Here is a 13,210-nt window from a genome sequence, read left to right on the forward strand (position 1 = left end):
GAACACCACTGTCGTTGTTCCCGCGATACCGGCGGGGAAACCAGTGACATCACCGAAGTCGTGACCGAAGACACAATCTACCGATGTGACAATCAGGGGTGAACAGTGATTCACTCAGGGGTGAACTACCGTTCACCCCACGCCTCGTGAAGGACCGTCTCTTGGCATTGCACTCGTCTCCGACCCCTCGCCGTTCGAGTCGGCTCATCACCGCAATCCTCTGTCTGTCCGGCACCGTGGTCGCACTGCAACAAACCATGGTCATTCCGTTGCTGCCCGAGTTTCCGAAGATCCTCGGCGTCAGCGCGGACGACGCTTCCTGGCTGGTCACCGTCACCCTGCTGACCAGTGCCGTCGCCACCCCGATCGTCACCCGCCTGGCGGACATGTTCGGAAAACGACGCATGATGCTGATCTCGATGACCACGATCGTGGTCGGATCACTGATCGCAGCGATCGGCGGCAACTTCGTTTTCCTCCTCATCGGGCGCGGACTTCAAGGCTTCGCCATCTCGATGATTCCGGTCGGAATCAGCATCATGCGCGACGAACTCCCCAAGGAGAAGGTGGCGTCGGCAACCGCATTGATGAGCGCCACTCTCGGAGTCGGTGCCGCACTCGGACTCCCGCTGTCGGGGTTGATCTTCGAACACCTCGGCTGGCCCGCCATCTTCTGGCTCTCGGCGATCGTGGGCGTCCTACTGATCGTCGCAGTGGCCGTCGTTGTCCCGGAATCAAGTGTTCGCACCCGGGGCAAGTTCGACTTCCTCGGCGCAGTCATGCTCTCGGTTTCACTCGCCGCGCTCCTCCTGGCCATTTCCAAGGGCTCCCGCTGGGGGTGGACCAGTGAACCGACATTGCTGATGTTCGTCATCGGGGTCGTGACGCTCGCACTGTGGTTCCCCTACGAACTACGCGTCACCCAGCCGATGGTCGACTTGCGCACGTCAGCCAAGCGGCCAGTACTGCTGACCAACGTCGCGTCGATCCTCGTCGGCTTCTCGATGTACGCGAACAACCTTTCGACAACACAACAACTTCAGATGCCGAAAATCTCCGGCTACGGCTTCGAACTGGGCGTGATGGCGGCTGGGCTCTGCATGATTCCGGCAGGACTCGCGATGGTCTTCTTCGCTCCCGTGTCCGCGAACATCACCAAACGATTCGAGGCGAAAATCACCCTGATCGTCGGCGGCACGGTGCTCGCGCTCGCCTACATCGCGCGCGTGTTCCTGACCGGATCGATCGCACTGATCATCATCAGCGCAGCGGTGGTCAGCATCGGAACTGCAATCGCGTACTCCGCGATGCCGATGCTGATCATGCGCTCGGTCCCGATCACGGAAACCGCGTCGGCAAACGGCCTCAACTCGCTCCTTCGCTCGGTCGGTACCTCGATCTCCAGCGCGGTGGTCGCCGCCATGCTCACCTCGATGGTCATTCCATCCGGACCCGGCGAGGGCCTTCCGTCGATCGACGCCTTCAAGAACATCTTCTGGCTCGCCGCCCTGGCCGCGGTTGCCGCTGCCGGTGCCGCTGCCTTCATTCCTCGCCGCGGCGCAAAACCGGAAACGGCACTTCGCCCGGTCACACCGGAAGGTTTCGAGCTTCCCGACGCCGCCGTGAGCGATACGGAAATAGTGGTTGCCGGTCGCGTCGTCCGAGCGGACAGTCGCCCCATCAGGCAGGCCGTGGTCACCGTGATGGACATGGACGGGCGTCCGATCGACTGGAGCCGCGCCGACAACGAGGGCAATTTCTCCCTCGCTCTTCCGCAGCCCGGACGGTACTTGGTGGTAACGAGCGCCGACGGCTGGTCCCCGATCTCACAGGTGGTCGGTTTCGACAACGCGCAATCGACGCACACCGTCGAACTCGGTGAGCGCCTTACCATCTCCGGCAAGGTCGGTGTGGGTGGGCAGACAACTTCTGGAACTGTCGTCACACTCACCAAACCGACCGGCGAGTTCGTCGCATCCACCGTCACCGACGGAGCCGGACACTACGGAATCGCTCTCCCCACATCCGGTCGATACATCCTCACCGCGTTGACCGCGAGCGGACACGGCACACTCGCGAGGCAGATCGCGGTCATCGCGCAGTCCACCGTCGTCGACTTCGACGTTCCCCTCGATGCAGAGCCGCTGACAACCGTATGAGCAGGCCTGCCATGAGCACCGCTGAAGAGAGCATCCTCACGGCCGCGACATCCTTGTTCGCGGAACGCGGGTATGCCTCGACGAAGATCAAAGATGTTGCGGCAGCCGCCGGATACTCCCCCGCGCTGGTCATGAAGATCTACGGCAGCAAAGCTCGGTTGTATTCGGCGGCGATCCCGTCCGCACCTCCGATGGACGAGGAGCCGAACGGCGACTCCTCAGGTGGCTTCGGCTACTGGCTGGTCGAGAGACTCGTTACCCGTAGGGAAGCCGACGAAACCGATCCGTGGGCAATGCTCGCCGTACATGTTCACGAAGCCCCGGATCCCGGCGCAGCCAGGGCTGAGATCAAGGAACGATACGTTCACGGGATCGCGCGACGCATCGGCGACACCTCGCCGGATTTGGTTCGTAGCCAACTGGTCGTCTCACTCGTGCTCGGGCTTGCCACAGGTATGCGAACGCTGGACCTTCTCGGCGAGGATTCGTTGTCGTCGAAGGATTTGATCAAGCAGTACGGGAGACTCGTACAAACGATCGTCGACGAGATCGAACCCGTATCCGAGCAGGAACCGGACATCAATGGCACGGTGGAGGGATGACTACCTACCGATACCTCGACGCCGATCGGAACCTCCTCGAAGAGAAAGATTTCGAAACCGAGCAGGATGCACAGGAATACCGGCTCTCGGTCCTCGGTGCCGAACACATCGAGCCTGCCGACGGATAATGCCTCCGCGAAGGAAGCCGAACCAAGGAATTCTGTAGCGTCGAGCCCATGCCTGTAGCTCGCTTGGGATCGATCACCCTCGATTGCAATGATCCACAACGCCTTGCCGAATTCTGGCGAAATATGCTGGGCGGCAAAATCACGCACAGTACTGAGAAGTTTGCGACCGTCAGCGCAGGCGGCGGCCAGATCACCGCAATCCGCATCGACGAACATCGCCCGAGCACGTGGCCGACGGGTGCAATACCGAAGCAGATTCATCTGGATCTAGTGGTCGATGATCTGGACATCGCACAGGAGCAAGCTGTCAGCCTCGGCGCCCAACTCGGTAGACGGCAGAACGCGCCGGAGCGTTGCCGGGTGCTGCTCGATCCCGCTGGTCATCCGTTCTGTTTGTGTCTGGCGGGTCCGAATCTGTCGCCGTGGTCAATGCCTAGCGAAGCTGGTTGAGTTCGGCGATCAGGGCTCGAACGCGACGCTCGATTTCGTCGCGGATCGGGCGAACCGCGTCGAGGCCCTGTCCGGCCGGATCGTCGAGAACCCAGTCTCGGTAGCTCTTACCGGGAAAGATCGGGCACGTGTCGCCGCAGCCCATGGTGATGACGACATCCGAGTCCTGGACTGCGTCGGCTGTGAGGATCTTCGGAGACTGAGCTGAGATGTCGATACCGCGCTCTGCCATCGCCTCGACCGCTGCCGAATTGACGGCCTCGACGGGTGCGGATCCGGCGGAACGGACCTCGATAGCATCACCCGCGAGATGGCTCAGAAACCCGGCTGCCATCTGCGAGCGGCCGGCGTTGTGGACGCACACGAACAACACGGATGGCGTACTCATGACATCGCGCTTTCTCGACCAGGTGAAACCTCTTCGGCTGCAAAGCGTTTGCGTAGAGCAAGGGAGACGTACACCAGACCGACGAGCACCGGCACCTCGATCAGCGGGCCGACGACACCGGCAAGCGCCTGTCCCGAAGTGGCGCCATAGGTGGCGATGGCAACGGCGATCGCAAGTTCGAAGTTGTTGCCCGCGGCGGTGAACGCGAGGGTCGTGGTGCGTTCGTAACCCAATCCGATTGCGGCGCCGAGGATGTAGCCTCCGCCCCACATGAGTGCGAAGTACGCGAGCAACGGCAGCGCGATCCGGACGACGTCCCATGGTCGCGAGGTGATCTGTTCACCCTGCAAGGCGAAGAGGACGACAATCGTGAACAGAAGGCCGTAAAGGGCCCACGGACTGATCGCCGGGATGAACCTGTTGTCGTACCAGTCACGCCCCCTTGCCCTTTCGCCGAAGTAGCGGGACAGGAAACCGGCAACCAGCGGGATTCCGAGGAAGATCAGAACAGATTTGGCGATCTGCCAGGGTGACGTGTCGATCGTGGTTTGTTCGAGGCCGAGCCAACCGGGTAGGACGGACAGGTAGAACCAGCCGAGAACTGCAAACATGAAGACTTGGAATACCGAGTTGATCGCGACCAGAACGGCGGCGGCTTCACGGTCACCGCAGGCCAGGTCGTTCCAGATGATGACCATCGCGATGCAGCGAGCGAGGCCGACGATGATCAGTCCGGTGCGGTATTCGGGGAGATCCGGCAGCATCAGCCAGGCGAGGGCGAACATCAATGCGGGCCCGAGAACCCAATTCAGGACCAGGGAGCCCGCGAGTAGTTTCTTGTCGCCGGTGACCGTGTCGAGTCGGTCGTAGCAAACTTTCGCCAATACCGGGTACATCATGATCAGCAAGCCGAGGGCGATTGGCAACGAGATCCCGTCGATCTGGACCTTCTCGATGACCGTGTTGACGCCGGGTATCCACCGCCCCAGCAGGAGTCCTGCAACCATGGCGACGCCGATCCACACCGGTAGATAGCGGTCGAGGGTGGAGAGTTTGCCGACCACCGCAGGGTGGTCGACGCCGGCAGCCTTGCTCATGCCGTGACCTCAGCGCAAGAGCCTGCAGCACTCACGCTCGTACCTTCAACCAGGAGTACCGCGGAAAGCTGCTGCAGCGCAGCCGGAATCACCCAGTAGTACACCCAGGTCCCGCGTCGTTCACAGTCGAGTAGTCCGGCCTGGCGCAACACCTTGAGGTGATGCGAGATAGTCGGTTGGGACAGGTCGAACGAGTCGGAGATGTCGCAGACGCAGGCTTCACCACCCTCGTGACTCGCCACCAAACTGAGCAGACGGAGGCGAACCGGGTCACCGAGCGCTTTGAACATCCGAGACAGGTCGCCGGCCCAATCCTCGGTCAACGGTTCACGCACGAGTGGGGTGCAGCACGCTTCGGACTCCGGGGCGCCTTGATTCGACATTCTTCGATATTGACAGATTTCGAATCAAGGCGCAATCAAGTGATCTTCGACCACGGACCCCGGCCCGTCTAACGGGGGCGGTCACCGCACGTCGTTCGAGGAGAACAGCGTCACGCCAGACACCGTCGAGTTGGGCAACCTTTTCCCGGAGACCGATAGTTCTGAATCCAGCCGAATGATCCTGCGGATAGAAACCGTCCATGACGACCGATCCCGCCCCGCCAGGCTGCCGCATCCGACCGAACAAGGCATGCTGATCGTGTGCATACTTTCGAGGTCTGGGCGCCCACGCCGGAATCGGTCCGGGTCGACGTCAACGGAGTCACTCACGACATGGAACGCACCGACGACGGGTGGTGGCGAGCCGAGGTCGACTGCGACAGCCAGGCCCGTTACGGGTTTGTCGTCGACGGCGAAACGCTGCCGGACCCGCGATCACCGCGACAGCCCGAGGGCGTGCACCTTCGCTCCCAACTGCACCGGTTGGACGAGTCGTCCTGGACCGACTCTCACTGGACCGGAAGGCAACTTCCGGGATCGTCCGTCTACGAACTGCACATCGGAACATTCACCCCCGAAGGAACTTTCGACGCCGCGATCGAGCGTCTCGATCACCTGGTAGACCTCGGCATCGGGTTCGTGGAGCTGATGCCGGTCAACGGCTTCAACGGAACTCACAACTGGGGCTACGACGGCGTGCTCTGGTACACCGTCCACGAGGTCTACGGCGGTCCGGACGGATTGCAACGTCTGGTGAACGCTGCCCACGAACGCGGACTCGGCGTGATCCTGGACGTGGTCTACAACCATCTCGGCCCGTCGGGCAACTATCTCGAACGGTTCGGTCCCTACATCGCGGACGGGGCGAACACCTGGGGCCGAACCATCAACATCGGCGGCCCGCAGTCGGGCGAGGTTCGCGAGTACATCATCGGCAACGCCTTGCGATGGATGCGCGACTTCCACATCGACGGCCTACGCCTCGACGCAGTCCATGCCCTGGTCGATCACACCGGGACGCACATCCTCGAGGAACTCGCCGTCCGAACGGAAACACTGTCGGCCCATCTGGGTCGACCGCTCACGTTGATCGCCGAAAGTGATCTCAACGACGCCACTCTCGTCACGCCACGCGCGGCAGGCGGGTTCGGCCTGGACGCGCAGTGGGACGACGACATCCACCACACCATTCACGCGGCCGTCTCGGGTGAACGCCAGGGCTACTACGCCGACTTCGGTTCGTTGGAGTCACTTGCGAATACGTTGCGGCGCGGTTTCTTCCATGCCGGAACCTATTCGTCGTTTCGCGAGCGGGTTCACGGTCGGCCGATCGACATCACGCATCAGCCGGCCAGTGCTCTGCTCGCGTACACGTGCACCCACGATCAGATCGGCAACCGCGCGATCGGCGACCGCCCGAGCGCCTATCTGACGCCAGGCCAATTGGCGATCAAGGCGGCGCTGGTCCTGCTCTCGCCGTACACGCCGATGCTGTTCATGGGCGAAGAATGGGGAGCCACCACCCCGTTCCAGTTCTTCACCTCGCACCCGGAACCGGAACTCGGCGAAGCCACCGCCACAGGCCGCAAGGCGGAGTTCGCGGCACACGGCTGGAACAGCGACGACATTCCGGATCCGCAAGATCCACAGACATTTCTACGATCGAAACTCGACTGGGACGAGCGAGCCGACGAGACGCATGCTCGTATCCTGGCGTGCTATCGCGATCTACTTGCCCTGCGCAAGAAGCGAATCGAGATCACCGATCCTTGGCTTGGGCACTTGCACGTCGACTACGACGAGGACGGCCAGTGGATCACCCTGCGCCGCGGCGCATTACAGATCGTGTGCAATCTGGGAACGGACGCGGCCTCGGTCCCGGCCGGCGGAACCCCCATTTTATGCTGGGATCCGCCGACACAGGACGAGACCGCGTCCGCAACCGTCGTGCCTGGGCACTCGTTCGTCGTACTCGAACGCTGACTACCTGGGTTCCGTCAGAGTCGGCGCTACTTCTACACGGGTCAACGCTTCGCGTTCTCTGGGGTACTCCGCAGCATCCGCAACACCAATGCGGCACTGACGAAGAGAACCAAAGCGGTAGCGCCGGCAGCAACGTGCATACCGTCGACGAAGGCCGACTTCGCGGAATCGGCAAGCACCGAACCGAGTTCACCGGGCAGGTACGTCGCTTCCTGCAGCGCACCACCCAAAGTGCCCTGCGCGGCGTGCGCCTGATCTGCTTCGAGCATCGACGTGTCGATTCCCTTGCGGAAGATCGCCATCACCACGCTGCCCAGGATCGCCACGCCGAGCGCGATACCGAGTTCGTACGCCGTCTCCGACACCGCGGACGCAGCACCGGCACGCTCGGGTTCCACCGAACTGACCACAAGATCCGACGTCAGTGTCAGTGCGACACCGACACCTGCACCGGCCAGACCGAAGCCGATCACGAACATCAGCGGGCCGCTGTCGACGCCGAGGGCGAGCAGCATCGCAGCACCGATACCGGCAACCGCGAGGCCTGCGCTGAGCACGTGAGACACCGACCACCGGCGGATCAACCATGCCGCCGCAACCGCAGTGAACGCGCTGAGCAACATGCCCGGAAGCATCAGCAAGCCGGCGTTGAACGCCGAGTTACCGAGTACCAACTGCAGGTACTGCGAACCGAAGAACAGCACGCCCGCCAGCGCGAAGATCGAGAGCAGGTTGGTGATGACCGCGGTGGAGAACGACGCGTTGGCGAACAGTTTCAGATCCAACATCGGATCCTTCAGCATCCGCTGACGACGCACGAACACGTAACCCGCCGCGAGACCAACCAGGCCGATGACCAGCAGCGTGCCACTGACGCCGTGCACCACGGATTCCTTGACCGCGTACACGAGCGGCAACATGGTCGCCATCGACAGACCTGCACTGATGAGGTCGAATCGACCCGGATTGGGGTCCTTCGACTCCGGGATCAGAATCGGGCCGAGTACCACCAGCGCGATCATGACCGGGATGTTGATCAAGAAGACCGAGCCCCACCAGAAGTGCTCGAGCAACCAACCACCGACCAACGGGCCGGCTGCGGTACCGCCACCTGCCATCGCGCCCCAGACGCCGATGGCTTCGGTGCGCTGACGCGGGTTGACGAAGATCGTGCGGATCAGACCGAGGGTGGCCGGCATCAGCGTTGCACCGGAGATGCCCTGCAGCACACGGGCGGCGATGAGCATTTCCGGACTGACTGCGAGGGCCGCGATGATCGAGGCCAGACCGAAGCCCACGGCGCCGATCAGGAGCAGTTTTCTCCTGCCGATCCGGTCACCGAGCGTACCCATCGTGATGAGCAGACCGGCGAGCACGAACGAATAGACGTCGATGATCCACAGCAACTGCGTGCTGCTCGGTTCGAGGTCCGCGCTGATGAACGGAAGCGCAAGATCGAGCACCGTGCCGTCGACTGCGATGAGCAACACAGCAAAGGCAAGGACTATCAAGCCCGCCCAGTCACGCTTTGTCGCCCGAACCTCGTCGGGATTGATTGCAGACGTGTGATCTGCCGACACTGACATTGCTCCCCTGCGACTTTCTCTGATGTTCTTTCGAAAAGATTTCACTGAACCGTCCAGCCGGTACAGTAGGTCTACGGTAACAGTGAACCGTCCGAGCGGTAAAGTTATTTCCGGGTAGGGTCACATCACATGGCTGCCGACACTCGCGATCGAATTCTCGACGCACTGGAGAAGCTGCTGCTGGTCAGCGGCGTCGCCCAAGTCACGCTCGAAGGCGTTGCCGCCGAGGCGGGGGTTTCCAAGGGCGGGCTGCTCTATCACTTCCCCAGCAAGGAAGCACTCCTCGCGGCGATGGTCCGCAGACTCGGCGAACGCTCGGATCAGCAACTCGAGGACGCCGTTGCCGGCGGTACGACTGTCACCGAGTTCTATCTACAGATTCCCGATGCCAACGAAAGCGAAGAACTCTCCCTCTTCCGCTCCATCATTGCCGCGCTCCGAACAGTCGACGGACAACACGACGAAATCCAGAAGGCTGTCACACATGTGATGCGGAGCTGGGACAAGGGTCTCCAGACCGAAATCGCCGATCCCGTACTGGCCGAGATCATCCGCCTCGTCGGCGACGGCCTGTACCTGGCGGCCATGCTCGGGCTCCCCCAGCCCGACCCCGAGCTGCATCGACAGGTTGTCGAGCGGCTCAGGCCCTGACCGGGGGCGTCCCTTACGTCAGATAGCGGTACGCCGGGCTTCCCGGCTCGAGCCTCTCGGACTGCATCGGCGCGCGCTCCATCCGCTCGAGCAACGACGCCAACCCGTCGGCGGAACCGAGTTCGATACCCACCAACGCGGCGCCCGTCTCGCGATTGTTTCGCTTGACGTACTCGAACAGGGCGATGTCGTCGTCCGGCCCGAGCACGTCCGAGAGGAAGCGTCGGAGCGCTCCCGGTTCCTGCGGGAAGTCCACCAGGAAGTAGTGCTTGAGCCCGAGGTGAACGAGCGAGCGCTCGAGGATTTCGCCGTAACGGGAGACGTCGTTGTTGCCACCGGAAATCAGACACACGACGGTCGATCCCGGCTCGAACGTCAGATTCTGAAGTGCCGCAACGGAAAGCGCCCCCGCCGGTTCGGCGATGATGCCCTCGCTCTGATATAGCTCGAGCATCGCCGTGCAGATAGCGCCCTCGTCGATCTGATTGACGACGAACGATCCCGAACCGGAGCGCGTCTGAAGTTGACGAGCCACGAGCGGCAACGACGCGTGCGACACGACGGCAGCACCCAGACGTGAGACGACCTCGTAGGGAACGTCGCCGATCCGCTTGACGGCGGCGCCATCCACGAACGGATCGACGTCGGGAAGAGTTACCGGGCCGCCGGCAACGAGAGCGGCTGTCATGGATGCCGCGCCGGACGGTTCAATTCCGACGATCGACGTCTTGGGCGACCGCTCGTGCAAGTAGGTGGCTATCCCCGCGATGCAACCGCCGCCGCCGACCGGCACCACGATCGTGTCGAGAGGTGCGTCCAGTTGCGTGAGGATCTCGGCCGCGATGGTTCCTTGCCCCGCAGCGGTGCGCACGTCGTCGAACGGGGGGACCATGGTTGCGCCGGTTTCGGCTACGTCCTCCGCGGCCGCAGCAGCGGCGGCGTCATAGGTCTCACCGATCATGAACAGTTCGACAAACGCTCCGCCGTGGGCGCGGATGCGATCACGCTTCTGCTTTGGGGTATTGGCCGGAACATAGATCCGACCCTTGATCTGCATGGTTCGGCACGCGAAGGCAACACCCTGAGCATGGTTTCCGGCGCTGGCGGTCACCACGCCTGCCGCACGCTCGGCCTCGTTGAGCTGAGCGATCAGGTTGTACGCGCCGCGAATCTTGTACGAACGGACACCTTGGAGGTCCTCGCGCTTGAGGTACACGTGCGCGCCGGTCAACGCCGAAAGGCGGTCGCTGTACTGCAAGGGGGTAGCCGCAATGACGTGCTGAATTCGCTCGATGGCCGCGTCGATCTCCTGCGCGTCGAGCGCGGGGAGGGCGGACTTGGTTACTACGACATCGGGCGAGTTAGACACTCCGCCATTTTCGCACGTCGGGGATCAACCTTCCCACCGCCCCGCCCCGCATCGTCGGCAGGGCAGGGCGGGAGTAGGTCAGCCGCGAGGATCCAACTGCGAGGGGCGTGGCACGTTCCGCAGATTCGACTTGGCCATCTGTACTGCCTCGCCGACGCCGCCGTTCATCACCATCTTCGACATCGCCAGGGCGAAGCCCTTCATCTGACCACCGGTGATGGTGGGCGGCAACGACAATGCCAGCGGATCGGTCACCAGATCGACCAAGGCCGGACCGTCGTGATCGAGCGCGGCGCGTAGGCCCGCTTCGATGTCAGCGGGATTCTCGATTCGGCGCGAGAAGATACCGAGCGCAGCAGCAACCGCCGCGTAGTCGACAGCGGGCACGTCGACCCCGAAATCCGGAAGGCCGTCGACCAGCATCTCGAGCTTGACCATTCCGAGTGTCGAATTGTTGAACACCACGATCTTGACCGGCAACTTGTACATCGCGACGGTGACCAACTCACCGAGCAGCATCGACAATCCGCCGTCGCCGGACACCGAGATGACCTGACGTCCCGGACTCGACCACGCCGCACCCATCGCGTGTGGGAGCGCATTGGACATGGATCCGTGCAATGCCGAGGAGATGAAGCGCCTCGACCCGTTCGGATTGAGGTAGCGCGCCGTCCACACATTGCACATTCCGGTGTCGGCAGTGAAGATCGCGTCGTCCGCAGCCAGATCGTCGAGGATCGAGGCCGCATACTCGGGATGGATGGGCGTGCGCTGCTTGACCGGATCCGTGTATGCACCAACCACTTTGGTCATCAGAGTGTTGTGCTTGGCGAGGGTGTCCTCGAGGAACCCGCGGTCGGTCTTGCGATCGAGCTGCGGAATCAGTGCACTCAATGTGCTCGCGACGTCGCCGTGCACAGCCAGGTCCAGGCTGGTTCGACGCCCCAACCGCTCGGCCGCGATGTCGATCTGAGCAGTGCGAACATCATCGGGCAGGAATTGATCGTAGGGGAAGTCCGTGCCGATCAGGAGCAGGAGATCGGCGCCGTGGATACCGTCGTGCGCCGCACCGTAACCGAGCAATCCGGTCATCCCGACGTCGTACGGGTTGTCGTACTGGATCCATTCCTTGCCACGCAGCGAATGCCCGATGGGAGCACCGACGGTTTCGGCCAGCGCCAACACCTCTTCCCGTGCGTCTCGCACACCCGCGCCGGCGAAGATCGCAACCTTGCGCGAGCCGTTGATCACGTCTGCCAACGCCTTCACGTCACCGGCGTCCGGAACGACTGTCGGCCTACGAGTTTCAACGAGCGTCGGCGGGGTCCCTTCGGCCGGACAATCGGCGATGTCCCCGGGAAGCACGATCACCGAGACGCCGTTTCGAGCCACCGAATGCTGAATCGCCGACTGCACCACGCGAGGTGATTGGACTGCCGTGCTGACGAGTTCGGTGTAACTCGAACATTCGATGAAAATCCGCTCGGGATGCGTTTCCTGGAAGTAGCCCATTCCGATCTGGGCGCTGGGGATGTGTGAGGCGATCGCGAGGACCGGGGCGCCCGAACGATGAGCGTCGTACAGGCCGTTGATCAGGTGAAGGTTTCCGGGACCGCAGGATCCCGCACACACTGCGAGTTTCCCGGTGATCTGGGCATCCGCTGCGGCGGCAAACGCGGCTGCTTCCTCGTGACGGACGTGTATCCAGTCGATTCCACCCTTTTCGGAACCACCGGTGCGACGTACCGCGTCGACGATGGGATTGAGACTGTCACCGACAATGCCGTAGATCCGACTGACACCCGCGTCGACGAGCTGCTGAACCAATTGATCTGCAACGGTTTTCGGACTCATCAGACCTCCATGACACACTCATGGGAGTCGGGATCGCCGACCCCCGCGAGTGACGATTTACTTGTGATTTATGCAGTGATTCTTGTGAAGTGGTTTCTTGTGGAATGCCGGCGCTACTTGGGTTCGAGCACGAACACCGGAATCTCACGATCGGTCTTCGTCTGATAGTCGGCGTAGTCGGGGTACGCAGCGACAGCGCGCTCCCACCAGATCGCCTTCTCGTCGCCGGTGACTTCACGAGCAACCAGGTCGAAGACCTGCGTCGCGTCACGCAGGGTGACGTGCGGATCGGCCTTGACGTTGTAATACCAGACCGGATTCTTCGGAGCACCACCGAGCGAAGCCACAACGGCATACGAGCCGTCGTGCTCGACGCGCATCAGCGGCGTCTTCCTGACCTTGCCGGACTTTGCCCCGATTGTCGTGAGAACGACGACGGGCATGCCGTTCATGTCGTTTCCCTCGGTGCCACCGGAGTTCTCGATGCGTGCGACCTGATCGGCGGCCCACGACGCTGGACTGGGTTCGTACTCACCTGTGATTGGCATGTGTACCAGTGA

General features: G+C 62.4%; 13 protein-coding genes and 1 pseudogene. 6 read left to right on the forward strand and 8 right to left on the reverse strand.

Going from position 1 to position 13,210, the window contains the following annotated elements; all coding sequences use genetic code 11:
* Positions 1-146: 146 nt before the first annotated feature.
* From G8767_RS13880 to G8767_RS13890, 4 genes are all read left to right on the forward strand, one after another.
* Positions 147-2,159, forward strand: coding sequence for an MFS transporter (locus G8767_RS13880; RefSeq protein ID WP_166810487.1), 2,013 nt, complete (start codon positions 147-149; stop codon positions 2,157-2,159).
* Positions 2,160-2,170: 11 nt separating this feature from the next.
* Positions 2,171-2,761 carry a TetR/AcrR family transcriptional regulator gene (locus G8767_RS13885; protein ID WP_166810488.1) on the forward strand — a complete coding sequence of 197 codons (591 nt, stop codon included), beginning with the start codon at positions 2,171-2,173 and terminating at the stop codon, positions 2,759-2,761.
* The gene (locus tag G8767_RS36330) at positions 2,758-2,889 is read left to right on the forward strand and encodes a hypothetical protein (RefSeq protein ID WP_260395768.1); all 132 of its coding nucleotides are present in this window, start codon (positions 2,758-2,760) and stop codon (positions 2,887-2,889) included. Before G8767_RS13885 ends, G8767_RS36330 begins: the two co-directional genes overlap by 4 nt.
* A gap of 63 nt (positions 2,890-2,952) precedes the next feature.
* Positions 2,953-3,339 carry a VOC family protein gene (locus G8767_RS13890; RefSeq protein ID WP_240952284.1) on the forward strand — a complete coding sequence of 129 codons (387 nt, stop codon included), beginning with the start codon at positions 2,953-2,955 and terminating at the stop codon, positions 3,337-3,339.
* Here G8767_RS13890 and G8767_RS13895 read toward each other — a convergent pair.
* The 4 genes and pseudogenes from G8767_RS13895 to G8767_RS35805 all read right to left on the reverse strand — a co-directional run.
* On the reverse strand, positions 3,323-3,727 hold the full coding sequence (locus G8767_RS13895; protein ID WP_166810490.1) for an arsenate reductase ArsC: 405 nt from the start codon (positions 3,725-3,727) through the stop codon (positions 3,323-3,325). The two genes, G8767_RS13890 and G8767_RS13895, sit on opposite strands and share 17 nt — an antisense overlap.
* Complete coding sequence (arsB, locus tag G8767_RS13900) at positions 3,724-4,824, reverse strand: ACR3 family arsenite efflux transporter (protein WP_166810491.1); 1,101 nt, start codon at positions 4,822-4,824, stop codon at positions 3,724-3,726. The genes G8767_RS13895 and arsB overlap by 4 nt, the downstream gene beginning before the upstream one ends.
* Entirely contained in the window at positions 4,821-5,207 is a 387-nt protein-coding gene (locus G8767_RS13905; protein WP_166810492.1) for a metalloregulator ArsR/SmtB family transcription factor, read from the reverse strand. The genes arsB and G8767_RS13905 overlap by 4 nt, the downstream gene beginning before the upstream one ends.
* 85 nt (positions 5,208-5,292) lie before the next feature.
* Positions 5,293-5,385: pseudogene (locus G8767_RS35805) on the reverse strand (ArsR family transcriptional regulator); the annotation flags it as partial.
* An 83-nt stretch (positions 5,386-5,468) separates the two neighbouring features.
* Here G8767_RS35805 and treZ point away from each other — a divergent pair.
* Complete coding sequence (gene treZ, locus G8767_RS13915; protein ID WP_166810493.1) at positions 5,469-7,190, forward strand: malto-oligosyltrehalose trehalohydrolase; 1,722 nt, start codon at positions 5,469-5,471, stop codon at positions 7,188-7,190.
* 41 nt (positions 7,191-7,231) lie between these two features.
* Here treZ and G8767_RS13920 read toward each other — a convergent pair whose 3' ends face one another.
* Positions 7,232-8,776, reverse strand: coding sequence for an MFS transporter (locus G8767_RS13920; protein ID WP_095969903.1), 1,545 nt, complete (start codon positions 8,774-8,776; stop codon positions 7,232-7,234).
* A gap of 129 nt (positions 8,777-8,905) precedes the next feature.
* Here G8767_RS13920 and G8767_RS13925 point away from each other — a divergent pair, with 129 nt between their 5' ends.
* Positions 8,906-9,427: a TetR/AcrR family transcriptional regulator gene (locus G8767_RS13925; protein ID WP_095969902.1), complete on the forward strand. Its 522-nt coding sequence runs from the start codon at positions 8,906-8,908 to the stop codon at positions 9,425-9,427.
* A 13-nt stretch (positions 9,428-9,440) separates the two neighbouring features.
* Here the strand turns inward: G8767_RS13925 and ilvA are convergent, their stop codons facing one another.
* From ilvA to G8767_RS13940, 3 genes are all read right to left on the reverse strand, one after another.
* Positions 9,441-10,796 carry a threonine ammonia-lyase IlvA gene (gene ilvA / locus G8767_RS13930; RefSeq protein WP_095969901.1) on the reverse strand — a complete coding sequence of 452 codons (1,356 nt, stop codon included), beginning with the start codon at positions 10,794-10,796 and terminating at the stop codon, positions 9,441-9,443.
* Between the two features lie 78 nt (positions 10,797-10,874).
* Positions 10,875-12,650, reverse strand: coding sequence for a pyruvate dehydrogenase (locus tag G8767_RS13935; RefSeq protein WP_095969900.1), 1,776 nt, complete (start codon positions 12,648-12,650; stop codon positions 10,875-10,877).
* 113 nt (positions 12,651-12,763) lie between these two features.
* Positions 12,764-13,198, reverse strand: a complete 435-nt coding sequence (locus tag G8767_RS13940) for a nitroreductase family deazaflavin-dependent oxidoreductase (RefSeq protein WP_065456581.1) — start codon at positions 13,196-13,198, stop codon at positions 12,764-12,766.
* Between the last annotated feature and the right edge of the window lie 12 nt (positions 13,199-13,210).

It is taken from the genome of Rhodococcus sp. IC4_135, assembly GCF_011602025.1.
GTDB classification, from domain to species: domain Bacteria; phylum Actinomycetota; class Actinomycetes; order Mycobacteriales; family Mycobacteriaceae; genus Rhodococcus_F; species Rhodococcus_F baikonurensis.